The following is a 25,777-nucleotide window of genomic DNA, read 5'->3' as shown; positions in this document are numbered from 1 at the left end:
TCAAAATAGCAAACCATCCGAGATCGCATTAAATCATTTATAGACTGAGTAATGCGGAATAACTGAGGGGAATAGAAAAACTCACCAAAACAATGGATGCCGTTTTTTGTAGATTAGACTGGGTTAACCAACGAATCCGATTTGAGGCCAGAATTGAGCCAATAAAGGTCCATAAAAAAGCAATTGGAACAAGGACAATCAAAAACACCAGCATATGTGCGACATAGGCATCCATATTTTTCCACACTATGGCCGGAAAAATTGCAGAAGCAAACAACAATGCTTTGGGGTTTAATAATGTTGCAATAAAAAGCTCATACGCTCGAATCGATGGTTGGGTATAGCTTTCAACCACATCCGCAGTTTTCCATAATTTAATGGCTAAGAACAAGATATATGCTGCACTGAACAGCTTTAACAGCGTCGGAATTAAAGGATAGTGACGTGATACCGTGCCAATAATGACACCCCATAAGGTAATGGAAATCAGATATCCGAATGCCTCGGCAGGAATGAGGCGAAAAGACTTACGAATACCCACTTGTATCCCAGATGATGCAAGTAGAGTATTGGTTGGACCTGGGGTTAACAGCAATGAAACCACGAGTCCTATAAAGAAGAACGAAACCATACTCTCACCTCACACTTGAGTGAAAGAAATGTAGTTTAATTATTTCAATATAGCAAAAAAATTATTGTAAAGGAAAGCGCTAACCCTTCGAGTAAAAATACATTAAAGCATTTAAAATCAGACTATTAACTATAAAATTTGAGATAAAACCTCACGGTCATTCTGTAAGTATTTATTTCACCTTTAGCTTGAATTTTGTGTTTAAAGTCGCATTAAATATAAGGTGCAGACATCAATTCACTTATATTTTTAAGTTTATTTTCAGTTTTAAGCGCGAAACTTCAGCATATTTCCTTACAGCTACACAGGGAATTAAACTACCGTTTCACTCCCAAATCATGCACAATACCCTGTCCTGAAAAGCTAGTTTCATATGGCAAAGAAATTTTTCCAATCTTGGCTTCCCTCTCCTGAAAAAGTCAATCAATTGAAATTTATGCGGATTTTTGGTCAACGCACCTTAAATCCTGTGCTTTGGTACGTCAATCGAAAATCGATTTCTCAAGCAGTCTTTATTGGAACTTTTTGGGGTATTTTACCTGTTCCCTTCCACAGTGTTTTTATTGTACTTACTGTGCTGTTAATTGAAGTGAATCTACCGCTCAGCTTAACTCTGGCTTGGCTCTCTAACCCGCTCACAGTGGTGCCGATTTTATATTTGGGCTTTTGGCTGGGGAGTAAAATCTTTCAAGTCAATATGATTGATCAAGATATGATTTTGGGGGTATTACACCAAATTATTAACTGGATCAAAAACTTCGGGCATGGGCATATTGACATGCATCTGGCGAAAATTTTATTGACGGGACTGGTACTTGAGGCACTGTTGGCAGCCTGTTTATTTTATATTTGTACCCGCGTAATTTGGCGTTGGACTGTGCTGCGTAAATGGCATAAACGTCTGAGTCAGCATGAAGCACTAAAAGCCGCCCTTCAGATCAACCGCTTAAACCACAAAGACTCTTAAGCTAATGCTGTAAGCAAATTGCAGGGCTACTAGATAGGATATCTTGATGAAGATACCCTATCCGCCCGCAGCTTAAAAAATACGCGTCTTATCTTTTTCTGCTTTCGGTAATTTATCTGCAATTTTTTGCGCAATCGCCAAATAACTTTCCGCCGCCACATCGCCTGCAATCACTGACGGTTGTCCTGCATCTGCATTTTCACGAATTTTTGCATCTAAAGGCAAACGACCCAGCAATGGAATGTGGTATTGCTCCGCCAATTTATCTCCGCCCCCGGTTCCAAATATTTGCTCTTCAAAACCACAGTTAGAACAAATGTGCGTCGACATATTTTCAATTACACCCATCACTGGAATGTGGACGCGGTTAAATAATTCAATACCTTTAGTGGCATCCATTAACGCGACATTTTGTGGGGTGGTGACAATGACCGCACCTGTCACTGGAATACGTTGTGCCAACGTCAGTTGAATATCCCCTGTGCCTGGTGGCATATCAATGACCAATACATCCAAATCAGGCCATAAGGTCTGATTAAACAACTGCATTAATGCACCGGTAGCTTTTGGCCCACGCCACGCCACAGGCGTATTGTGGTCGCCAGTCAAATGACCAATCGATAATACTGCAAGTCCATAAGCATCTAATGGGACAAAATTTTCTGCCTCGATCATTGGGGTTTTGCCCGCATTGCCCAACATGGTTGGAATGCTAGGACCGTAAATGTCCGCATCCAAGACACCTACGCTCAAACCCAATTGCTGTAAAGCTAAGGCCAAATTGACTGTGGTGGTAGATTTACCCACACCGCCTTTACCCGAGGACACCAAAATCACATTTTGAATACGAGGGTGCTTCGGCACATCACGCTGTTGCGGTGCAGCTTTGGCAATTGGAGGATTGTTTGGATCAGGTTCAGCCGACGGAGTTGCTGAGGCATCCATCACAGGCGGTAACGTGCTTTTCGCACTCTGACTAGGTGTTGAGCAGCTTTCACCTTGCGCATGATCATGCCCACAACCACCCGATTTCTGCCCTGTCTTTTGTTGAATCACATGCATATTCAATTCTTGGATGCCACATTTCTCTAAGGCATCGGCCAAATCATCATGAATTTTTTGTAAATGATCTGCTTCTTCAGGATAGGTATTCATGGTGATTTGTAATACACGACCTTGAACATTGACTTGAGAAATACGATCTTTTAATGCCTGATTGGAATTCGGCAAAAGATAGTGCTGTAAAACCTGCTGGATTTCTTCTTCTTTCACCTCTTGTGCTGGTGAAAAAACGGATTTAAGTGAAGAAAGCCACGACATACATTTACTCCAAGTTTGGATATACAGCTGAATGCCCTAGTTTAACGGTTATTTGCAATCAGGTTAAGCGTTGTACGGGTTGAAGGATTGATCACAAGTAAAAAAACCAAGTAATTTTGTCAGATTATGAGCTAAAAATGATTTTCTAGACGCCAAGTTAGCACAGCGTGGGCTTTTGCCATGTTTAGCAGCCTACAGGATTAACAATTTTACTGCTGATGCCACTGAACATTGCAGACTAAATTAATTACAGCGCAATAAAAAAATCATTTTATTGATTGAACCGCGAGGTGTGCTTCATGAAATCGATATGGGTGTTATGTGCGGGTCTGGCTTGTGCACCTTGGGTCTATGCGCAAACCTATCCAGCTTCCAGTTTAAAAACCTCGACAGGCACTCTGCTGCATGTCGGTGACAGTTATCAAACCCTACAGGCTCGTATGGGGCAATCCCCGAATGCGATGCGCAGCGAAATTGTGACTAAAAATCAGCAATCGTATACCGCTTTGTACTATGTGTATGAACTTGACGGAAAGCGATATACGATTACGGTGATTGACAATCGGGTGACCAACATCGAATGGGAGAGCCTGAATCCCTAAATACATTTAACCTGCCGACTGAATCAGGCAGAGATTGTTAGAATTAAGATTGATCGTGATCATCTTTCTTAAATTTGCTTATAGCATCGGTCGCAGCTTTTTTAAGCTCATCAAATTTTTCTGTGGCTTGAACTTTCAATTCATCAAATTTAACTGAGGCTTCCTGCTTCAGTTCGGTGGCTTTGACTTTGGCTTCATCGAACTTATGACTGGCTTCGACTTTTAAATGCTCGAATTTTTCTTGAGCTTGATGCTGCACATCTGACCATTTGGCTTTGGCATCTTCAATGGTACTGTCAAAACCCGCATCTTCATTTTCCGCTTGCTGCTCATCCAATTTTTCTTTCACTTGATCCAGCTTTTGCTCGGCTTCAAGTTTGGCATCGGCAGCCGCGTGTTTTAAATCATCGACAGCTTTTTCACCTTCGAGTTGTGCTTCTTTGGCAGCATGTTTTAAATCATCACCCAACTCAGTGGCTTTATTTTTTAGCTCATCAATTTTATTTTCAACAGTCATTTTTACACCTTTTTCTGTTATGGCATCTACTTCTAGTTATACCGCGATCTGGATTGAATAAAATACAAAACAGCATATTGAAACAAAGACGCTACAGAATGTTGCGCTATGCCTCTCTAAGTTAAGACTGGTCTTGTTTTGATCGTCGCTCGGGTTTGGAGAAGGCATCAAACTTTAAGTTCAGCATGGCTTATTTAACCTAGTTTATTTAACCTGATTTATTTGACCAGTCACCTAGATAATATAGACCGATTTCAGCCTCAAAAGCAGATTGATCTGACAAATAAACAGGGCTGCACTCGATTTTTTGAGACTTCACTTCTAAAGTCGGGCTGGATTTAAAAAGAATTCACTGAATCCCTTATGCAACTTTGCAGTAACTAAGGTAAAATCAATGCCCTTGCATTGACTACGAATGAGAGAGTTATATCCGTGCGCAATATTTTAGTCACTAACGCCCTTCCATACGCCAATGGCCCCATCCATATGGGTCACCTGCTCGGTTATATCCAAGCCGATATCTGGGTTCGCGCCATGCGTGCAATGGGCCATGATGTGACTTATGTCTGTGCGGATGATGCTCATGGTACTGCAATCATGCTGCGCGCCGAAGCAAACGGCATTAGCCCAGAACAACAAATTGCCAATGTGCAAAAAGAACACATGCGTGATTTTGATGGTTTTGGTGTGCACTTCGATCACTATGATTCAACCCATAGCGACACCAACCGTGCCCGCGCTTCTGAAATTTATGTAAAAAACCGTGAAGCTGGCAATATTGCCGTACGTCCTGTATCACAACTGTTTGACCCTGAAAAAGGCATGTTCTTGTCTGATCGTTTCATTAAAGGGACATGCCCGAAATGTAAAGCAGAAGATCAATACGGCGACTCATGTGAAGTGTGTGGTACAACTTATAACGCCACTGAACTTCTCAATCCGAAATCAACCCTAAGCGGTGCAACACCAGTCGAGAAATCTTCAGACCACTACTTCTTCAAATTGCCAAACTTTGGTGAATATTTACAGAAGTGGACGCGTGATGAAGGTCGTTTACCTGTTTCGATTGCCAACAAGTTAGATGAATGGTTTGAAGCTGGTTTAGCCGATTGGGATATTTCGCGTGATGCACCTTATTTCGGTTTTGAAATTCCAGATGCACCCAACAAATATTTCTACGTTTGGGTGGATGCTCCAATTGGTTATATGTCGAGTTTTGAAAACTACATTAAAACCAAGCGTCCAGAATTAAGCTTTGATGACTTCTGGAAAAAAGACTCTAAAAATGAAGTCTATCATTTCATTGGTAAAGACATCGTTTACTTCCACGCCCTGTTCTGGCCAGCGATGCTTGAAGGCGCTAACTTCCGTACGCCATCAGGTTTATTTGTGAATGGTTTCTTAACCGTGAATGGTCAGAAGATGTCAAAATCTCGCGGTACCTTCATTAAAGCTGAAACCTATTTACAGCACTTAAACCCTGAATATTTGCGTTACTACTTTGCATCTAAACTGTCGGATAAAGTTGAAGATTCTGACTTGAATCTGGATGACTTTGTACAGAAAGTGAATTCTGACCTCGTGGGTAAAGTGGTCAACATTGCCAGCCGTTGTGCCAAATTCATCAACACCAAGTTTGATAATAAACTCTCTGCAACCTGTGCAGAGCCTGAATTGGTGCAAAGCTTTATTGATGCAGGCGATTCAATTGCCAAAGCCTATGAAGCACGTGAATTCTCGACTGCAATTCGTGAAATCATGGCGCTGGCAGATAAAGCCAACCAGTACATTGATGAGAAAAAGCCGTGGGCTTTAGCCAAAATTGAAGGCGAAGAACAACAAGTCCATGACGTCTGTTCGGTTGGGATTAACCTGTTCCGTCAATTGGCGGTTTACTTAGCTCCAGTATTGCCAACTTTAGCCGCGCAAGTTCAGGACTTCTTGAAATTAGAACGTTTTGACTTTGCTTCAGCTCAAACGGCATTGGTCGATCATGAAATTGCATTGTTCCAACCGTTAATGCAACGTGTAGACCCGAAAGCAGTAGCTGCGATGGTCGATGCATCTAAAGATTCTTTAGCAGCTGCGGCAGAAGCGCCTAAAGTTGAAAAGAAAAAAGAAAAGAAAGCTGAGAAAAAACCTGAGCCTAAAGTCGGTGAAGCTGTTTCTGAAAACAATGTAATTGGCATTGAAGACTTTATGAAAGTTGACCTACGTGTAGCGGAAGTTCTTGAAGCTGCAACGGTTGAAGGTTCTGATAAATTGCTTCAACTGACTTTAAATGTCGGTGAAGCTGAACCACGTAATGTATTTAGTGGTATTCGTGAGTTCTATCAACCAGAAGATTTAAAAGGCAAATTGGTGGTGATGGTGGCGAACCTTGCGCCACGTAAGATGCGTTTTGGTATTTCTAACGGTATGGTACTTGCAGCAGGTAATGGCGACGGTGTTTGGGTGATTTCACCTGAATCTGGCGCTAAACCAGGTGATAAAGTGTCTTAAGACTTAATTCTTAAGTAAAAAAGCCTCTACATTGTAGGGGCTTTTTTTCAATTTTTATAATATTAAAAGAGATGCTTAGGAAAGAATCGTGATTTCAACCTTTATAAGCCTCCTCTTTTATCTGATACAATTTAGGTATAAATTTTTCTTCTATTTTGTGTTTTTCAATTCCTTTTGCTTTTACTAATTTTTCATTAGTTAAAACTATCAATTTCTCAAACCAATCTTGTTCTTGTAAATATATTTTAGACTGCGAAATAATTTTATATCTATAATTAAGTGTATCTAATACGCTCATTGAATTTTTAAAGTTAATTTTACAGAGTTGATCTAAAAATTCTTCAACTTTGAAAGATTTTAATATTGGATAATCATAATATTGATTTGTAAGTTTTTCATAAAATGAATAAGTATCTGTCTGCATTAATTTGAGCAGTTCACTATATCTTTCAGAATTTTTTTCTAAGTATTTTTCTTTATATGCATCTGCAATTTTTTCTAAAAAAATTTTGAAAGTTTCCGAATCTCTAGCATACAATCCATATCCTCCTGATTGTTCACTAAGATCGAAATAACTTATACTTTTATGTCGATCATCAATTTCGACTATTTTTTTAAATCTATCTATAGCTTTACCGACTAATGGATCTATGGAAAAATATATTAATTTCTGTTCACTTAAATACACCAACATACTTAAAGTATGAAGAATAGCAGTAATGTCTGTTAATTCTAATTTTTCGATACTTTCTTTTGCTGTACTTACTAATTTTTGAAAATCTTCATCATTTAAATCTAGATAATGCCATAGTTTCCACCATATTGGCTTATCTTCTTTAAACCTAAAGTGTGCATCAAATAAATTAGTCTTAATCAACTCATCAGTAATAATATTTTTATTAAGAATTTGTTCCCACAGTTCTTTTGAAAAAATATATTCATTGAGACTCATTTGATATTTACGTTTAAATTTTTGTGCATCATTACCTTTAAAACCTGATATTGCTTCTGCAATTTTATCCTCAGGCTTTTTAGAGATTTCTCCCTCTAAATCAGGTCTAAAATTTAATATTTCTTTATGAAATATTCCTTTCTTGTTTTCTAGTGAAAGAATCAAAAATGCCTTTAAAATTTTTGCAAAAATCTCAAAATCAAAAACCTCTTTCCATTGAAAATATTCTTTTTTATAAAAACGCTCAAAATCAAAAATTGTTTGTTTAAAGGATCTTAAATTTTTATATCCAACTTGATTAAATACTTGTTTAATAAAATCAACATTTTTATTTAAAAGTTTTCTTAACTCTTCATTTTCAACTTCTTCAATAATACTTTTAATTGCTAAATCTTGATCTTCTATATATGTAAATGTTGCACCAATTAACTTTTCTTTTTTTCTAACGTATTCACTATTATCTTTATTAATTTCTTCTTCATTTGAGACTATAAGTGTCTTAATATTTTCCTGCTCTACAAAGTAATTAATGTAACCAAGAACTTCTTCTTTTTTTAATTCACAACGCTCTAAGTCATCAAAAACAAGAATAAAATTTTCATCAATTTTTAGGTAGTCTGGAAGATTTAAACTTGGTAGTTTAGCATTTACCGATACATCGGGTCTGGAATCACCATCTAAATCAACTTTTAAAGTCGCTTTCAATAAGCCCTTACCTAATTGCCCGATTAATTTTGCTCCTTTACTACTAAGAATTGGATGTATGTTTTTAAAAATTAATTCATCAATATCCGAAGTTTTTGAGATCCCATTTAAGCTTACATAACAGATCTTCCTTTTATCGTCTTCCTTTTTTTCCAGATATTGTTTTACAAACCAAGTCTTTCCACTCCCCCAAGCTCCATTCAACAGAACTGCATATTCGAACTTCTTTTTGCCATCAAAATAATAATCTAAATACTCTTCGATATGCTTATTTGGAGCTGAAATCCAATTTTCTTGTGTCATTATATAAAGAACCTAATCATAAAGTTTTATAAAAAATAACATAATTTTTTTAAAGCTCATCTGTAAATAGTTTAAATAAGCCTTTCAAAAACAGATGAAAAAAAATAGTTTACATGCTAAAAAATAGACAATTCAACAACTTTCGCGAAACTTTATAAATGAATAAATTACTTAATTCCGCCTTAATTAGCTCTTGTCTTATTAGTTGTTCTGCCTTTGCCACTTCCCCACCTGCCCCAATCCAACAACAAAAACAGGTTTCAGGCTATTACCAATATCAATCAGGACATACCCAAATTACGGCACTACTTGATGGCACAAATTTCATGTCACCAACTCTATTTAAAGGGCTTTCTGAACAACAAGTTCACGAGATTTTAAAGAAATACTATGCAGATCAAGAGAAAGGCGTACAAACCTCAATAAATGCCTTCTTGGTAAATACAGGACATTCACTGGTGTTGGTGGATAGCGGTGCAGCCAGCTGTTTCGGGGCTCATTTAGGTTCGGTAGTCAGTAACTTAAAAGCCTCTGGCTATAAACCCGAACAAGTCGATGCTATTTTACTGACCCATCTACATCCAGATCATGTCTGTGGTATCAGTAAAGAGGGTAAAGCAAACTTTCCAAATGCCACGGTCTATGTTTCTAATGATGAAGCCAATTTCTGGCTAAATCCAAAACAGGTTGAACAACTCCCTAAAGAAAAACAAGCTGGCTACTTGGGGACTGTCGAAAAAATTAAACAAGCCCTAGCACCATACCAAGCTCAACAACGCTTCAAAACGTATAAACTGGGCGATCAAGTTCAGGGCTTTAAAGTGATTAATACTGCGGGACATACCCCCGGGCATTTTAGCTATGAACTAAAAACCAAAGATGAAAGCATCGTTTTTATTGGCGACATTGTCCATTCACATACGGTGCAATTTGATCATCCTGAAACCGCCATTGAATACGACATTGACCCGAATAAAGCCGTGGCCACACGCTTAAAACAATTTGCGGAATATGCAAAAGGCGGACAAACCATTGCAGCACCCCACCTCCCATTCCCCGGCATTGGGCATATTTATTCAGCCGATGGCAAAAGTTATCAATGGATTCCTGTGCATTTTAAGGACTAAGCAATCTCGCTTGCATCAAGCATAAAAAAAGCGACCCCTCTGGTCGCTTTTTATCCCTTCACTTTTTATTTCATACCAAAAATCAATTTAAGTCCAAGCAGTGTCATCACCCCACCTGCAACACGGTCAAAAATAGCTTTCGATTTTAAATACACCTTACGCGGACCTTCAGCGGATAATGCCACTGCAACCAAGGAATACCATCCTGCATCAATAAAGAAGCACAGCATTGGTAACACCACATAAAAATAGGTTGGAATATCTTTCGGCAATAACGCAGTAAAAATACTGGCCAATACAATCGCAATTTTCGGGTTACTCATTTGGGTAATTAAGCCTAAACGATAAGCTTGTTTATAACTCATCGGTTCAGTTCCACCCTGAGGACTGTCCATCGGCTCTTTGGCATGTTTAATAATTTTAAATGCCAGCCAAAGCAAGTATAAACCGCCACAGATTTTTAAAGCCAGATATGCCGAAGGCACGGCCAATAAAATTGCCTGCAAACCCATGACCGCCAGTAAGCCAAATAAAGCAGCACCTGTTCCTGTGCCGAGTGCGGTAAACAGGCCATGTTTACGTGAAATTGCAATCGAGTTTTTCGCGACATAAATGAACGTCGGTCCTGGGCTAATTGCACCCAACATTAATGCTAAGGTAATTGAACCTAAAATAATGAGTGATTCCAAAAAGCACCTCGATAGATTGGTACAGGAAAAAAGGTGCACTATTTTAGTCCAAAAATGCACCAAAACCTACCAAAAGATTGCGCTATTTTTTATTCATTTCAAGTTGTTCACTGTTCGTATTTTTAATTTAATCGTTTTAAACTATTATTAAAATACACTTGTAAAGTATTTCACGTTCTGCACTAGAATTTACAATAGTAGAGTAAAAACTAAATTATTTATTAATTTCAATTGTTTAAAATAATAACACAAGATCTGCAAAAGAAATTACAGCATATATTTTCTCCATAAAACCCGTATTTCGATCAATATTTAACATCAATTTTTCATACTTAATTTATAGATTTTTTCTATACATAATCACATACTAAAAATATGGCTTTATTTTACTTTCTGATATAAAACGACAAATGAGGGTTCATCCATGCCGAATAACAAGACATTCGAGGCTCAACACACACATCTATGGATTATTGGCGGAGGCATTGCCGGAATGGCTGCTGCGGCCTTTGCCATTCGTGATGCTCAAGTCCCTGCAAAAAATATTCACATTTTAGAAGAATTAAATATTACGGGTGGTTCAATGGATGGCGGGCACTCCCCTGAAGCTGCGCATGCTTGGGTCACGCGTGGCGGGCGTATGCTGACCGATGAAACCTATTTGTGTTTATGGGACTTATTTTCCAGTATTCCATCTTTAGAACATCCAGAAATTTCAGTGCGTGAAGAATGTCGTGAATTCAATGCTCAGGTGAAGACCCATGCCCGCGCACGTTTAATTGATGCTGAACATCATATTTTAAATGCAGAAAAACTGGGGCTGAATAATTTGCATCGGGCTCAAATGCTCCGCCTGTTGGCTTCTAAAGAAGAACGGATTGGCAGTCGACGCATTGATGAGTTTTTTGATGACAGCTTTTTTGACAGTAATTTCTGGCGTATGTGGCGAACCACTTTTGCCTTTCAAAAATGGCACAGTGCTGCCGAATTAAGACGCTATTTCTTGCGTTTTATTCAAGAATTGCCGCGTATTCATACCTTAGCTGGGGTTAAACGGACCAAATATAATCAATATGATTCCATGATTTATCCCTTACAACGCTGGTTGCTCGAACAAGGTGTCGATGTCCGCTTTGGTCACTATGTCACAGATGCAGATTTCAGTACTGACGCCCTTACTCAGCAGCGACGCGCTACTCGGCTGTATGTCACTTTACCTGAAGGGACTGAGCAGATTGAATTAAAAACACATGATCTTGCGCTGTTTACCTTAGGTTCTATAACTGCAGACTCGCGTTATGGCGGTAATGATGATGTGCCTGAGTTAATTCGTGATCGACGAGATCATGGCTGGAGTCTATGGGAAACCCTATCCAAAAAAGCACCGGACTTTGGGCGTCCGATGAGCTTTTATGGCAATGTCGATGAACATAAATGGGAGTCCTTTACCCTGACCATGAAAGATGATGTATTGCTCAATCGCATTATTGACTATACCGGCAATCAACCTGGTACAGGGGCACTCATGACTTGGTTTGAATCGGGTTGGCATTTGTCGGTCGTGGTTCCGGCTCAGCCACACTTTGCCAATTTACCCGAAGGTACTTTTACCTTATGGGGCTATGGTTTCCAAATTGATCATCAAGGTGATTATGTTGCAAAGCCCATGAGTGCCTGTACAGGTAAAGAAATTCTGACTGAACTGATACATCAATTCGGCTTTGCGGATATTTTGGATCATGTTTTGGCCAATACCGACGTAACAACAGTGATGATGCCGTATGCTTCGGCTTTATTTGCCTGCCGCAAACCGGGGGATCGTCCCTTGGTGATTCCACGTGGTGCGCAAAACTTTGGGTTCTTAGGACAATTTGTTGAACTGGAAGATGATGTGGTCTTTACCGTGGAATACTCGGTTCGTGCTGCCATGCTGGCCATTTATGCGTTTTTTGCAGTCGATCGGGACATTCCTGAAATCTACAATGGCTTACTTGACCCGAAAGTGGGACTGAAAGCATTAGAAGCTGTATTTCATTAAACTTTGCAGCGAAACAAAGAGCATCCTTGAGATGCTCTTTGTTATATTGCAGTAAGATAAAGTTGCTTGCCACAGCTTAAGGTTGCTGTACAGCAGAATGCCGTGTTTGCTCTCGCGCAGTAATTTGATAATCATGCTCTGCCACAGGTACTCCCCCAATAATTACAGTTCTTAATGCCGTTTTCGGCTTATTCAAATCGTCCTTTACATCGCACGCGGTAAGGCATCCTGCCAAAATGCACATCAGTACGAAGGATATATTTTTCATCACATCCTCACTTTTCTTTCTTATTGTTTATTCAGCATAGCACTTTTCATTTTGCGATCCCACTAACTTTGTTACAACTCTTATCGCGAAGTAAGCAAGCATAATTCAATCGCAGTAAAATAGAAGATGGTGTTTTTCTACGCGAAAAGACTGTACATAAAAAATATAAAAATAAAGTGCTTAGGTCCGTATTACAAAAACTTACAGACTGTAATATTTACAACGGACAAAAATGTCCGTTAAATATAATGATCTCCTCTCCTCCCAAAGCCACGCTCATGAGCATTCGTCAACAACGTGCCGTACAAAACCGTGAAGAATTGCTTGCCGCAGCCATTCAGGTCTTTCGTACGCATGGCATCAATGCGCCCTTACAGATGGTGATTGATGAAGCCAAAGTAGGACGTGCCACTTTTTATCGTAATTTTGCCGATCGTCGCGCTTTGGTAATTGCGTTAATGGAACAAGCACTTGAACGGCTTGCTATTAAGGCGGAAGAATTTTCTCGATATGATGATGGGTTTATTCGCCTGATTCAAAACCATGTCTATAACTTGCCGTATTTAACAGCACTGATGGAATATTGGCGGGTGATTGAGCGGAATGATCCGATCATGGTCGACATTTATGCACGTCGTGATGCGATTTTGCAGCCCTTAATTGATCGTGCCATTCAGCATGGCGTCTGTCGTACAGATTTGACCACCAAAGACTACGCCATGATTACCGCTATTTTGCGTACTTCTTTTCAAGGTTTAACCGATACCGAACAGCAGTTATTGGCACAACGGGCCATTGAACTGCTACTGCATGGTATTCGAGCCTAAAGGATGAATCGTGATGACTCAGCCTCCTCGCTTACTCGAACCTGCACCCGACTGGACGCCAGAGGAAAAACCGACTCTGCCAGGCTCTCCAGCCGTCATTGCGCATTCCACACCTAAACGTCTGGTCTATTTCTTTATTGGCTTATTTGTCGCGCTTTCAGCCAGTTTAAGTAATGGCTTTATTACCGCCAATTTACCTTTGATTCAAGGGGAGTATGCCTTAACACCGTCTGAGGTGGCATGGATTCCTGCCGCTTATGTCATGGCAAATGTCAGTGCCAATCTGATTTTATTTAAAGCACGTCAGCAGTATGGCTTACGGTTATTTTCAGAAATTGGACTGCTGGTTTTTATTGCGGTGCTGGTTTTGCATTTATTTGTACATACCTTTGAAATGGCCATCTTTGTACGCTTTATCAGTGGCATGGTCGCCGCGCCACTCAGTTCATTAGGCATGTATTACATTATGCAGGCCTTTAAACGAGAAGATTTTGGGCGCAGTATTTATCTGGCTTTGGGATTCCAACAGTTAGGGCTTCCTTTGGCTTGGATCATTTCACCTTACCTGATTGATGTGAACAACTGGAATGTGCTGTACACCTTTGAAATTGGCTTGGCATTGTGCTGCCTTGCAATGGTGGTATCGCTCAAACTGCCGCGCAGTTTACGCGTCGCCGTGTTTGAAAAACAGGATTTCTTGACCTTTGCCCTGCTGGCACCGGGCTTTGCCCTGCTCTGTATTGTCCTGACTCAAGGTCCAATTCTGTGGTGGTTTGAAGTGAAATGGCTGGCTTACCTGCTGATTGTAGGTTTCAGCTTAATTGTGATCGGATTAGTGTACGAACATTATCGGGTCAATCCTCTGATTATGACCCGTTGGTTGGGGACGGCCAGCACCCTTCGCTTCATTATTGGTGCATTTGCGATTCGCTTTTTAATGTCCGAGCAAAGCTATGCCGCGGTGAATTTCTTAAAAACCATGGGCATGGGACCTGACCAGTTTGTTCCACTGTATAGCATTATTTTTTTCGGCATTGTGGCGGGTACCCTGTTTAGTGCCATCACTTTTGCACGTGAACGCATCATCTGGCATTTGCTGTTTGCAGAAGTTCTGGTGTTAATTGCCTGTGGCTTAGATTTTCATCTGACCAGTGACATACGTCCTGCCAATTTTTATTTAAGCCAATTTCTGGTTGGCTTTGCCAGTGGGGTATTTATAGGACCACTGCTGGTCACCGGTATTTTAAATGCTATGCAAAAGGGTCCTGCTCATATTGTCACCTTTGTGGTTTTGTTCTCTGCCACACAAACCTTTGGTGGCTTGGTCGGCTCCTCCTTCTATTCGACCTATCAGCAAATGCGGACGCAAGACTATCGAGCAGAAATGATTCGTCAATTGCCTGAAACCGACCCACTGATTGCCCAGCGCATTTTGGCCTATCAGCAAAGTTCACGCAGTTACACACTGGACCAAAGTTTGGAACAGCAACAAGCATTAAAGAATTTGAATCAAGTGGTCACTCGTGAGGCACAGGTGCGTGCCTATAGCGATGTGATTCGCTTAAACGGCATCGTGGCCTTACTGCTGCTGTTATGGGGCATCATCCTGATTGCCCGTAATCAATATCAGTTACGACAGCAGAATAAAACGCTCAACGCTTAAGCCAGTCTGACCAAATTTATAGAGTAATTGTTATGTCTGAAGATCAAAAAAACACAACCGCTTCCGCAACCCCGAGTTCAGGGCAGTCAGCGACTGTGCCGCAAGCACCAGCCGCACCGCCACCAAGCAAACTGATTCCAACGGCGAAGCGCACGCTCATGCTGATGTTTCTGGTGTTGTTGGTAGGCATTACCATTATTTTATGGGCTTGGAAAATCGGACCGTTTGACAGTGCCATTGAATCGACCGACAACAGTTATATCAAAGGCAAAACTACGGTGCTGTCTTCGCAGATTAATGGCTATGTGAAAGATGTTTTGGTCAGTGATTTTGATCATGTCAAACAAGGCCAAGTGCTGATGCATATTGATGCCACCACCTATGATCAAAAGGTTACACAGGCAGAAGCGGGCGTGGATCAGGCGCAGAATAATCTCTCTAACCAAACCCAAAGTATTGCACAGCGCAAAGCTGATATTGTGGCGGCAGAAGCCAAAGTCGAACAAGCACGTGCAGCTTATGCCTTGTCCTTGACCCAACAAAAACGCTATCAGCAATTGGGTAACTCTGGCGCAGCCTCCAAATCAGAACAAGATAAAGTCATCGCGGATACGCAAAATAATTTAGCCTTATTGCAACAAGCTCAGGCTAATGTGCAGGTTGCTCAAGAAGCATTGAAAACCGCACAGGTGGCAGAAACTGGCTTAAAAGCTCAAGTCACCAATGCGACCGCCCAACTAGATCAAGCCAAAACCACCAAAGACTACAGCACCATTACCGCACCAATGGATGGACAGCTGGGCGAAGTGAATCCTCGCGTTGGGCAATATGTGGCTGCGGGCACGCAATTGCTCTATTTAATTCCACAGCAAACTTGGGTCACTGCGAACTTTAAAGAAACCCAGATAGCCAACATGAAAATCGGGCAAAAAGCTTGGTTCACGGTAGATGCACTGAATCATCAAAAATTTACAGGTCATGTGGAACAGATTTCCCCTGCTGCAGGTTCTGAGTTCAGTGTGCTAAAAGCCGATAATGCCACGGGTAATTTCACCAAGGTCGTACAACGGATTGCGGTACGAATTTCGATCGACCCCAATCAGTCTGGCATGGAAAACTTAAGACCGGGGATGTCGGTCATTAGTTCGGTTGACACCCGTTCAACACAGCGCTAATTGCAGCGCTGTGATAGCTCAATTCACGTATAATTTATGCTAAACCTGTTAGATGAAGCCACCATGTTTGACCAGATTGCTCAAGCCATTCCGTATCAGCACATTTCCGTCTATGGCTATCAACTTTGCATCAAGCGTTTAGATCAGGTTCATCCGCAGATTTCAGGCAACAAGTTTTTTAAACTCAAGTACAATCTGTTGCAGGCACAGCAGCAAGGCTATAAAAAGCTGCTGACTTTTGGCGGAGCCTATTCCAATCATATTGCTGCCACAGCCTATGCTGCACAGTGCTTTGGCTTTGACAGTCTGGGAATTATTCGCGGTGAAGAACTCGCGAGCAGACCGCTGAATCCAACCCTTTTGCATGCACAGCACATGGGGATGCAGCTGCAATTTGTTTCACGTGAATCCTATCGACACAAGCACAGCCCGAATTATCTGTCGCAACTGCAACAAGATTATCCTAAGTATTATGTAATACCCGAAGGCGGTACCAATGCGCTGGCAATTCAAGGTTGCCAAGAAATATTAACTGCCGATGATCGTGAAAATTACGATGTCATCTGTTGTGCCGTGGGTACTGGTGGCACCATCACGGGGCTGATTGAAGCCAGTCATCCTCATCAACAAGTCCTCGGGTTTTCCGCCTTAAAAGGCAATTTTTTAAGCCATGAAGTCCAACAACTCACCCCAAAAACCAACTGGAAAATTACTGATCAGTTTTGTGCGGGTGGTTATGCCAAAACCACGCCTGAACTACTGCAATTTATTGCTGACTTTGAGCAGCAATACCAGATTCCTCTTGAACAGGTGTACACTGGCAAAATGCTGATGGGAGTGTTTAGCCTGCTACAACAAGGCTATTTCCCTGCGAATAGCCGTATTTTGCTGATTCATACAGGGGGCTTACAAGGTCGATCAGAAAAAATCGGCTCCGACTAAAATGCGCCAAGAAAATACTCTATAATGCCCTGCTTTTATCTCCCGTGAGTTTGTCATGTCTACCCCTCATTATGATGTCCTTGTTTTAGGTGCAGGTGCCTCTGGTTTGATGCTGGCATATATGGCAGCTCAGCGTGGACGTAAAGTACTCGTGGTGGAAAAAGCCAACAAAGTCGGCAAAAAAATTCTGATGTCGGGTGGTGGTAAATGCAACTTCACCAACTTGGATGTCGAACCGAGCCACTATATTTCCCACAATCCGCATTTCGTGATTTCTGCGCTCACCCGCTATACCAACTGGGACTTTATTGGACTGGTGTGTAGCTATGGCATTGAATATGAAGAGCGTAAACACGGACAATTGTTTACCCTGAAAGGTGCCAAAGAAATTCTGTCCATGTTGCTGGCGGAATGTGAAAAAACTGGCTTGGTCGAGATAAAAACCAGTTGTGAAGTCAAAGCCGTCCAAGCGGTTGAGGGACAAGGTTTTCAGGTTGCCACCAACATCGGCTACTTTACTGCTGAGTCCGTAGTCGTCGCTTCAGGTGGCTTGTCGATTCCTACTTTAGGCGGGTCTGGCATTGGCTATGAAATTGCCAAGCAATTTGGGCATCATGTCTATCCAACCCGTGCAGGTTTAGTGCCATTTACCTTCTCCGATCATTTTAAGGAAGTCACCACTAAACTGAGTGGAAATGCAGTTGATGTGACTTTATCCAATGACTTGAACAGTTTTACCGAAGCTCTTTTGTTTACTCATCGTGGTCTGAGCGGACCAAGCTCGCTGCAACTCTCTAATTATTGGGATGTTGGACAAAGCTTCCAGATCAATTTTTTACCTTATCTGGATATGCCTGAATATTTAAAGCAAAAGAAAGCGCAACAACCGAAAGTTTTACTTCGTACCCTATTCACCGAACATTTACCGAAAAGTGTCGTGATTGAATTGCAGAATTTAATTTGGCTGGAACATGCCGATACCGCAATCGGTAATTTAAGTGATGAAAAACTGCAACACATTGCAGAACGCTTACAGGGCTTTGAAGTCAAACCCTCCGGAACTGAAGGCTACCGCACGGCAGAAGTCACTTTAGGTGGGGTGGATACCACTGAAGTTTCCTCGAAAACGATGGAAAGTAAAAAACAGAAAGGCTTGTATTTTGTTGGTGAAGTTCTGGATGTCACAGGGCATTTAGGGGGTTATAACTTTCAATGGGCATGGTCATCTGCCCATGCCGCGGCACAATACGTTTAAAAATAAAAAAGTGGTGTTTATGAAACACCACTTTTTAATATCTTGATGCTCTAAATGAGCTTAAATACGCCCCCAATCTTATTCCAAATAATCGGTACGCAATAAATTAATTCGTGAATTTCGGTGCATACGCTCAATGGTTTTTTGCATTTTGATTAACTGTTGCTGCTCAATATTCAGCAGGTCTTCGCGGCTTTGATTTAAATGCGTCAATAATAATTTTAACATGTCATTCTCCGTCATTTTTGTCTTTATACGTCCAAGTATCGTTTATAAATATTGCAGCCGTATTAAACTAAATACTGATTTATGCTGAATATTTTATATAGATAACATAACCCTTTTTAAAAAGCGATGCTCTCAGCTAAAAGTATAAGAAGAATTATGGCACTGAATCATCTGACGGGATCGTTGCTGGCTCTGCAATATGGGTGGAGTGAAAAATAAACGTATAAGCACTGGCCATAAAACCAATACTGATCCCAGCAATGATAATCAGTGCGAAGCACTGATGCGGGGCTTGGCTTAGGAATGATTAAATTCATTATTAAAAAAAGATCGATCAGCCTGAGCATGATCGATCTTAATCCACTTGAACACGTTATTTCGGGTCATCTTTTGGTTGAATATCCACATCTTGCTCAGCTTCGCCAGTAGAACCATAGGGGTTATTTAAAGGCTTATCTTTCGGATCGACTACGAGTTCATCTGGCACCACTTGCTCATTTGAAGACTTCGAATGAGCTTCGGAGGGCATCGAACTTGTCATCATCGGTTCTATTTTAATATGCGATTGAGAATTGGGCTGTTTGGCCTGTTTTTTTGCACAGTCGATTAAATCGGTCAGTACGCGTTCCGCAGGCTGACGTCCACCCAAACCAAAGGCCAAGGCAAAGGCCACAGCCACTGCACCCAAGGTCAAACCAAAGGCCAAATTTACAATGGAATCGGCGATGCCCATGGCTTTCAAGCCCATCGCAATCACCAAGCCCATAATGAGCACACGCACCAAGTTCGCCAGCCACACTGAACTTTGATATTCACCGCGTTGCACAATATTGGCAACCAAATTGGCAAGCCAGAAACCAATCACCAGAATCACAGCACCCAGCAAGATATTGGCACCAAATTGGATAAACATCGAAATCAACAGGCTGACTTGTTCCAAGCCCAATCGGTTTGCGGCTTCTGAGACCGCAAATAGCATGGTAAAAAAGACTATTAAATAGCCCACTAGGCATGAAATTTTGGTATGACCTAAAAAGCGCTGAATATCTAATTTGGCGGGTAGATCATCTACCCCAGTTCCAGCCACCACATCGACCACTAGATTGGCCACAAAACGGGATACCACATAGGCAATAATCAGGATTAAACCCGCCGCAATAATCTGCGGAATTGCATTCATGATGTCATACAACATTGCTGTTGCAGGTTGCGAAATTGAATCGATTCCCAATGCTTCAAAGGCGATAATCAAGGCGGTAATAATGATGATCGCAAACACAAATGAGCCTAACACTTGCGCCAAATTCGAGTTTTTAAATAGCCCTATTTTTTGGGCTTGAGCCTGCAAATCTAAACTGCGTACCAAGCCCTCGATAATGCCTCGAACGAGTTTTGCCAGTATATAACCAACAAATACAATCACGATGGCAATAAACAGATTAGGTAAATATGAAATAGCTTCATTCAGCATATTTTGGATTGGGAACAACAACCCGTTGAGTCCCAAAATTGACAGGACAATTGGTAAAAATAATAACAGGATCAGCCAATACACGATTTCACTGATGTTTTGGCTGATAGAACTGACACCGACATCTTCGCTGAGTTTTTCATCTAGCCGAGTCCGATCCAGTAATTTTTTCAATCCAACTTTGACCAGATTCGCAAAAATCCAACCGATAAATGCAATCGCAGTAGCAGCCAACAGCTGAGGAATAAACAATAAAAATTGTTGAATCATACTACTGAACGGACCACTGACACTGGTCAGGTTCAACGCATTGAGAGCACCTATCACAGCAATTAACAGGACAATCCAAAACACGATTCTAGAAACAATATTTTCTATATTGGAACGATGCCCAGTTGCGCCTGAAAGTTTTTGATTGGTACCTAGTTTGGATAACACCTTCTTCACCGCTGCCGCGATAACCAAGGCAATGACCCAACCGATGAGCAAAATTGCAACGGCCGCTAATATCGGATAAAACTGATCCCAAAAATACATGCCATTCATTTCAGGATTGCGCATCCCACCGTCAAAAAAGTCATTCATGTTTTTTCCCTCTTCTTATTTCTGCAAAATGCATTGCTCTTAAAGAGCTTGATTGTTGTATTGATGAAAATGCGGAGGTACTCATTCACCATAAAATTTGTACTTTTTTTAAGCAATACCGATATGCAGAATTACAACAAAAGGGTACATTCCAATAGCAAAAAGACCCTAACTTCAAAAAAGTTAGAGTCTTTTATATTTTAAAATTCATTAACTTATACAATAAGTTTCAACTCAAGCGAATATCCCTTTTAACTACTGCATCGAAACTCGTCCTCTATTAAGTTATTTCGAAGACAATCCCCTTTGCACGTGATTAGCTTGGTGTTCCACTTGAGAGCATGTACACCACTAGCGCTACAAAAAATATACCGACTAAGATAAGCATGTATACGGGTAAGCGTTTTTTTTGTCTTATTTCTTCAGCACTCGTGACATGAGGCGGTTTATTGAAATCATGTACCATGTTCCCCTCACTAAATTTGTTCCTTGTTGAATTTTTATACTAGCAACAAAAACTACAACGTTGTGTGAAGAAGCATTATGAGATCGTGAACACTTGTAAATCATCTGTAAAAGAGCAGCTTAGCCTGTGCTTTTCTGCATTTTTGTTCGTGCTAGAAAATCCCATGCTGTAACTTCGGCTGCCCCTGTTCAATCACCATTGCATGCTCATCCTTTAAATTCACACCTGAAAATTGCACCTGTTTTGATTTACGCATCAGTGCCATCAGGCGTTGTACTGCGGTTATCTCATCTAAACCTGCTGGGCGCACATTGGAAATACAGTTGCGCATGGCATCATGACAGCCCTTTTGTGCTTGCCAAGTGTAATAAATCCCCATACTGTCGGGTGAGCTTAAGCCTGGGCGTTCCCCAATCAGCATGACCAGCATTTGCGCTTGTAAAATTTGTGCAATTTCATCCCCCAAAGCCACACGGCTGCCTGTAGCCACCACAATTGGAGCCACTGTCCAGCCTTGTTCCTTGCACGCCGCAAGGAGTTTTTCAACAAAACTTGCCGCATTATCTTCTATCGCACGGGCAGACAAACCATCCCCCGCGACAATCAAGACATCATAGTGCTGCTTTAGCACAGCCAAATCTTTTAAGGTCTGACGCGATGGTTCTGAAAGCTCTCGTCCTAAATCTGGGCGTTTCAGATAAGTATCTTTATCGACTGCACAACTGCTGACCTGCACAAAAGAGAGCTGCTGCTGGTGCAACTGCTGACTCAAAATGTCTACATCTAAAGGTTTTAAAACAGCATCCTTAGCTTGGGCATGTGCCAATTGGAATTCCAGTAAAGGACGCGTAGGCAAACTGCCTCCGGTTCGTCCCAAGGCAATACGAGCATCGGTAAATTGCTTCAGCTTATCCCAACTATTTTGTTCAAAATGCTGAGGATATTGAATATCATGCTGTAGTTTCATGTGCTTCCCCCCCAACTAAGACATTAACAAACGTGAAAATTTTGTCGGCATCTGCTGTGGCCATTCCAATCTTGAACTGTGTTGTTTTAAGATGCCCTGTTGCTCTAGCCAGTCAGCAAATTCAGGGGCTGGGGACAGACCCAATAATTGTCGAATGTATAAGGCATCATGAAATGACGTGGTTTGATAATTCAACATCACATCATCCGAGCCAGGAATCCCCATAATAAAGTTAATCCCGGCATTGGCGAGTAAGGTCAAAAGCACATCCATATCATCCTGATCAGCATCGGCATGATTGGTATAACAGATATCACAGCCCATCGGCACACCCAGCAACTTGCCACAGAAGTGATCTTCCAAACCTGCGCGTATAATCTGTTTGCCGTTATATAAATATTCGGGACCAATAAAACCGACCACGGTATTGACTAAGAACGGTTGATACTGTCGAGCCACGGCATAGGCTCTGGCTTCGATGGTTTGCTGATCTACCCCATGATGGGTTTGACTCGACAGCGCACTGCCCTGACCTGTTTCAAAATACATGACATTCTGCCCCACCGTACCACGCTTCAGGCTCAGGGCAGCCTCATAGCCTTCTTGCAGTAAGGCCAAATTAATCCCGAAAGCATGATTGGCTTGTTCCGTACCGGCAATCGACTGAAACATCAAATCAATCGGGACATTTTGATTGGCCAATTGAATACCCGAGCTGACATGAGTCAATACACACGATTGGGTTGGAATATCGTATTCGTGGATGATGTAATCCAACAGTTTTAAAAGTTCAGACAGGTTCTGCAAGTTATCCGTGGCTGGATTAATGCCAATCACGGCATCGCCATTGCCATACATCAGTCCATCTAAAATACTGGCGGAAATCCCCAACACATCATCGGTAGGATGATTGGGCTGTAAACGGGTTGATAAATGCCCTTCTAAACCGATGGTATTGCGAAATTGGGTAACCACACGGCATTTCTTTGCCACCAATATCAAGTCTTGATTACGCATGATTTTACTGACCGCTGCGACCATTTCGGGGGTTAAGCCCGCCTGCAGCACCGTCAATTTTTCTGTGGTGGCATCGGCACTTAGTAACCAATTCCGTAAATCCCCCACTGTAAAATGCGAGATAGGATAAAAGGCTGCTGTATTATGCCCATCCAAGATTAGTCGGGTTACTTCATCGTGTTCATAAGGAATCAGGGCTTCGTTTAAAAACTGCTTTAATGGTACATCGGCCAAGCACATTTGTGCAGCGACCCGCTCTGTAGCATCGTATGCAGCAATGCCTGCAAGCTGATCGCCCGAACGCTCAGGGGTCGCCTTGGCCATGAGGGTTTTTAAATCTGAAAAAACATAGTGTTGATTGGCAACATGAATCCGATAAATCACCGTCCAACTCCTTATGAATTAAGTTCTTGTTCTGCAGCTTGTATATTGGCAAACTCTTCTTCTGGGGTTCCTGCCACCAAGTGATAACGGCTATACAATAAAAAGTAGGCAATCAATACCGCATAAATCCCTGCTGCCATAAACCAGACTTTAGGGTCGACCACAAACCCCGCCACTGTCGCAATGGCTGCCAATAACAACGCAATCGATGCGGTCACGACACCTCCAGGGGCTTTATAGGGACGTGGCATATTGGGTTTGGCAATTTTCAGTTTGATATACGCCATCATCATTAATACATAGGAGATGGTCGCACCAAACACTGCCATCAAGATCAGTAAATCACCTTCACCAGATAAAGACAGCATAAACCCTATTATTCCTGGAATAATAATCGCCAGATGGGGTGCATGGTTTTTATTTGTTAATGAAAGTTTCTTCGGCAAATAGCCCGCACGGGATAAGGCAAAAATCTGGCGCGAATAGGCATAAATAATTGAGAAGAAACTCGCAACTAAACCAGCCAATCCGACAAAATTAACAAAACTGGCCAGCCCCGTGTTTTCTCCATAAACCAGCTTTAATGCATCAACCAACGGAGCACCCGACTGTTTCAGAGCATCTGCCCCAGCAGCCCCTGCACCTAAAAATAAAATCGCTAATGCAAACACCGCCAAAATCAACATCGAACCGATCAAACCACGCGGTAAAGATCTGTGTGGATCTTTGGCTTCTTCGGCAGCCAATGGCACGCCTTCGACCGCCAGAAAAAACCAGATGGCATAAGGTACTGCGGCCCAAATTCCCAAATAGCCCATCGGTAAGAACGTGCTTGCGCCTGCAGCTTCGGGATTGACTGGAATATTGAATAAATTCTCACTATTAAAATGCGGCAACATCGCCACCATAAAAACCAACAATGCGATGGCAGCAACAGCAGTAATCCCGAAAATAATTTTTAATGCTTCACCTGCCCCTTTTAAATGAATCCCCATAAAAAAGAGATAACACAATAAATAAACCACCCAGCCGCCAATTCCAAACAAAGACTCGCAATATGCGCCAATAAATACCGCAATCGCAGCAGGTGCAATCGCATATTCAATCAGAATCGCAGTACCAGTTAAGTATCCCCCCAAAGGGCCAAAGGCGGTTCGAGCAAAGCTATACCCGCCTCCTGCAGTTGGCAGCATGGTCGACATTTCCGACATCGCCAAGCACATACATAAATACATCATCGCAACAATGATGGTCGCAATAAACATACCGCCCCAACCACCTTGTGCTAAACCAAAGTTCCAACCCGCAAAATCACCCGAAATCACGTAGGCAACGCCAAGTCCTATCAACAGTAACCAGCCGACCGCACCTTGTTTGAGTTTACGTTGCGCAAAATAATCGGCCTCGGCAGTTTGATCAGCATCCACAATCACAGTTTTTACATTTGACATAAGCACCTCGCCTTTGAGTGATTGCCTAGATCAATGCATAAGCTGTACCAAGTTTTACTTTTAGGTCAAAAAATTAGAGATTTTTACTGAAAAACAGCGTCTTATTCGGCATCGTCATTTCGCTGACTGAATGAAGCTCATCGCAATGATTTCAGTGACTACAACCAAGGCAAAGAATATGTAACCATTCTGCTGCATCAAACTGAAATTGGAGTATAATCATCCACCTCATTTTAAATGCTCCTAAATTTTATGGCGTATAGTCAACAAAGTGTCACACTTGATATTGACACCGACGTCACTCATCAATGTGCATTACACCTCACACGTGATCAGCATCTCATTGGTATTATTGAATTTACCAAGCCGAGTTATGTACTGAAATGGGGAGATTTGGAATATTTCCGTCGTCGTACCGAAGAATTTTCACTCATGCCATTTCCTGAATGTGTGAATGCCATGATTGTGGATATTCGTAATGTGGCGGCCTTTCTAGACAATGAAGTCCCTATTCTGCCTTGGCGTTTAGTGGAAGAAGATTGCCCTGTCCGTTTGGTGGTTCCGCATGATCGTCTTGAATATTATGCTGGCCTTTTTGAACCTACTTGGCTCAATACGGACTTAGACAGCGCCATTTATGAAATTCGTGATTTCATGGATATGTTTGTTCACTAAAGACATATAAAAAATCCTCCTAAATTTGGAGGATTTTTTATATCGAATGC

Annotated in this window: 22 protein-coding genes; 11 read left to right on the top strand and 11 right to left on the bottom strand. The window is 41.6% G+C overall.

What is annotated here, in order from left to right; all coding sequences use genetic code 11:
• Window positions 1–37: 37 nt before the first annotated feature.
• Window positions 38–631: a LysE family translocator gene (locus AC6CHI_RS00595; RefSeq protein WP_458890960.1), complete on the bottom strand. Its 594-nt coding sequence runs from the start codon at window positions 629–631 to the stop codon at window positions 38–40.
• Window positions 632–1,004: 373 nt separating this feature from the next.
• Here AC6CHI_RS00595 and AC6CHI_RS00590 point away from each other — a divergent pair, with 373 nt between their 5' ends.
• On the top strand, window positions 1,005–1,598 hold the full coding sequence (locus AC6CHI_RS00590) for a DUF2062 domain-containing protein (protein ID WP_498119037.1): 594 nt from the start codon (window positions 1,005–1,007) through the stop codon (window positions 1,596–1,598).
• 72 nt (window positions 1,599–1,670) lie between these two features.
• Here AC6CHI_RS00590 and apbC read toward each other — a convergent pair whose 3' ends face one another.
• Complete coding sequence (gene apbC, locus AC6CHI_RS00585; RefSeq protein ID WP_498119036.1) at window positions 1,671–2,918, bottom strand: iron-sulfur cluster carrier protein ApbC; 1,248 nt, start codon at window positions 2,916–2,918, stop codon at window positions 1,671–1,673.
• A gap of 299 nt (window positions 2,919–3,217) precedes the next feature.
• Between apbC and AC6CHI_RS00580 the strand changes: the two genes are divergently transcribed.
• On the top strand, window positions 3,218–3,520 hold the full coding sequence (locus tag AC6CHI_RS00580) for a hypothetical protein (protein ID WP_498119035.1): 303 nt from the start codon (window positions 3,218–3,220) through the stop codon (window positions 3,518–3,520).
• A gap of 43 nt (window positions 3,521–3,563) precedes the next feature.
• On the opposite strand, the gene AC6CHI_RS00575 is transcribed toward AC6CHI_RS00580, so the two are convergent.
• Entirely contained in the window at window positions 3,564–4,037 is a 474-nt protein-coding gene (locus AC6CHI_RS00575; protein WP_498119034.1) for a hypothetical protein, read from the bottom strand.
• A gap of 432 nt (window positions 4,038–4,469) precedes the next feature.
• Between AC6CHI_RS00575 and metG the strand changes: the two genes are divergently transcribed.
• Window positions 4,470–6,539, top strand: a complete 2,070-nt coding sequence (gene metG, locus AC6CHI_RS00570) for a methionine--tRNA ligase (RefSeq protein WP_498119033.1) — start codon at window positions 4,470–4,472, stop codon at window positions 6,537–6,539.
• Window positions 6,540–6,633: 94 nt separating this feature from the next.
• Here metG and AC6CHI_RS00565 read toward each other — a convergent pair whose 3' ends face one another.
• Complete coding sequence (locus AC6CHI_RS00565) at window positions 6,634–8,499, bottom strand: P-loop NTPase fold protein (RefSeq protein WP_498119032.1); 1,866 nt, start codon at window positions 8,497–8,499, stop codon at window positions 6,634–6,636.
• A gap of 158 nt (window positions 8,500–8,657) precedes the next feature.
• On the opposite strand from AC6CHI_RS00565, the gene AC6CHI_RS00560 reads away from it, so the two are divergent.
• Window positions 8,658–9,626, top strand: a complete 969-nt coding sequence (locus AC6CHI_RS00560) for an MBL fold metallo-hydrolase (protein ID WP_498119031.1) — start codon at window positions 8,658–8,660, stop codon at window positions 9,624–9,626.
• 65 nt (window positions 9,627–9,691) lie between these two features.
• Here AC6CHI_RS00560 and AC6CHI_RS00555 read toward each other — a convergent pair whose 3' ends face one another.
• Window positions 9,692–10,273, bottom strand: a complete 582-nt coding sequence (locus tag AC6CHI_RS00555; RefSeq protein WP_458891123.1) for a LysE family translocator — start codon at window positions 10,271–10,273, stop codon at window positions 9,692–9,694.
• 466 nt (window positions 10,274–10,739) lie between these two features.
• Between AC6CHI_RS00555 and AC6CHI_RS00550 the strand changes: the two genes are divergently transcribed.
• Window positions 10,740–12,353 (top strand): oleate hydratase, encoded by a 1,614-nt coding sequence (locus AC6CHI_RS00550; RefSeq protein ID WP_498119030.1) that lies wholly within the window; start codon window positions 10,740–10,742, stop codon window positions 12,351–12,353.
• Window positions 12,354–12,429: 76 nt separating this feature from the next.
• Here AC6CHI_RS00550 and AC6CHI_RS00545 read toward each other — a convergent pair whose 3' ends face one another.
• Entirely contained in the window at window positions 12,430–12,621 is a 192-nt protein-coding gene (locus tag AC6CHI_RS00545) for an NF038215 family lipoprotein (RefSeq protein ID WP_458890970.1), read from the bottom strand.
• A 278-nt stretch (window positions 12,622–12,899) separates the two neighbouring features.
• On the opposite strand from AC6CHI_RS00545, the gene AC6CHI_RS00540 reads away from it, so the two are divergent.
• The 5 genes from AC6CHI_RS00540 (at window position 12,900) to AC6CHI_RS00520 (ending at window position 18,483) form a co-directional block, all read left to right on the top strand.
• Window positions 12,900–13,448, top strand: coding sequence for a TetR/AcrR family transcriptional regulator (locus AC6CHI_RS00540; RefSeq protein WP_498119029.1), 549 nt, complete (start codon window positions 12,900–12,902; stop codon window positions 13,446–13,448).
• 13 nt (window positions 13,449–13,461) lie between these two features.
• On the top strand, window positions 13,462–15,111 hold the full coding sequence (locus tag AC6CHI_RS00535; protein ID WP_498119028.1) for an MFS transporter: 1,650 nt from the start codon (window positions 13,462–13,464) through the stop codon (window positions 15,109–15,111).
• Between the two features lie 32 nt (window positions 15,112–15,143).
• Window positions 15,144–16,286, top strand: coding sequence for an HlyD family secretion protein (locus AC6CHI_RS00530; RefSeq protein WP_498119027.1), 1,143 nt, complete (start codon window positions 15,144–15,146; stop codon window positions 16,284–16,286).
• Between the two features lie 63 nt (window positions 16,287–16,349).
• Window positions 16,350–17,228 (top strand): 1-aminocyclopropane-1-carboxylate deaminase/D-cysteine desulfhydrase, encoded by an 879-nt coding sequence (locus AC6CHI_RS00525; protein ID WP_498119399.1) that lies wholly within the window; start codon window positions 16,350–16,352, stop codon window positions 17,226–17,228.
• Between the two features lie 55 nt (window positions 17,229–17,283).
• Window positions 17,284–18,483, top strand: coding sequence for a BaiN/RdsA family NAD(P)/FAD-dependent oxidoreductase (locus AC6CHI_RS00520; protein WP_498119026.1), 1,200 nt, complete (start codon window positions 17,284–17,286; stop codon window positions 18,481–18,483).
• Window positions 18,484–18,561: 78 nt separating this feature from the next.
• Here AC6CHI_RS00520 and AC6CHI_RS00515 read toward each other — a convergent pair whose 3' ends face one another.
• The 5 genes from AC6CHI_RS00515 to eat all read right to left on the bottom strand — a co-directional run bounded on the left by AC6CHI_RS00515 (window position 18,562) and on the right by eat (window position 25,052).
• A complete protein-coding gene (locus AC6CHI_RS00515; RefSeq protein ID WP_498119025.1) occupies window positions 18,562–18,711 on the bottom strand; it encodes a hypothetical protein in 150 nt (49 codons plus the stop codon).
• A 373-nt stretch (window positions 18,712–19,084) separates the two neighbouring features.
• Window positions 19,085–20,767 carry a mechanosensitive ion channel gene (locus AC6CHI_RS00510; protein ID WP_498119024.1) on the bottom strand — a complete coding sequence of 561 codons (1,683 nt, stop codon included), beginning with the start codon at window positions 20,765–20,767 and terminating at the stop codon, window positions 19,085–19,087.
• A gap of 617 nt (window positions 20,768–21,384) precedes the next feature.
• The gene (gene eutC / locus AC6CHI_RS00505) at window positions 21,385–22,200 is read right to left on the bottom strand and encodes an ethanolamine ammonia-lyase subunit EutC (RefSeq protein ID WP_498119023.1); all 816 of its coding nucleotides are present in this window, start codon (window positions 22,198–22,200) and stop codon (window positions 21,385–21,387) included.
• A 15-nt stretch (window positions 22,201–22,215) separates the two neighbouring features.
• Window positions 22,216–23,601: an ethanolamine ammonia-lyase subunit EutB gene (locus AC6CHI_RS00500; protein ID WP_498119022.1), complete on the bottom strand. Its 1,386-nt coding sequence runs from the start codon at window positions 23,599–23,601 to the stop codon at window positions 22,216–22,218.
• 11 nt (window positions 23,602–23,612) lie between these two features.
• Window positions 23,613–25,052, bottom strand: a complete 1,440-nt coding sequence (eat, locus tag AC6CHI_RS00495; protein ID WP_498119021.1) for an ethanolamine permease — start codon at window positions 25,050–25,052, stop codon at window positions 23,613–23,615.
• A 252-nt stretch (window positions 25,053–25,304) separates the two neighbouring features.
• Between eat and AC6CHI_RS00490 the strand changes: the two genes are divergently transcribed.
• Complete coding sequence (locus tag AC6CHI_RS00490) at window positions 25,305–25,727, top strand: hypothetical protein (RefSeq protein WP_498119020.1); 423 nt, start codon at window positions 25,305–25,307, stop codon at window positions 25,725–25,727.
• Window positions 25,728–25,777: the final 50 nt, after the last annotated feature.

It is taken from the genome of Acinetobacter sp. GQ146 (genome assembly GCF_059758585.1).
The sequence above is the reverse complement of the archived record's forward strand: the minus strand, read 5'-3'. Positions and strand labels throughout refer to the sequence as shown.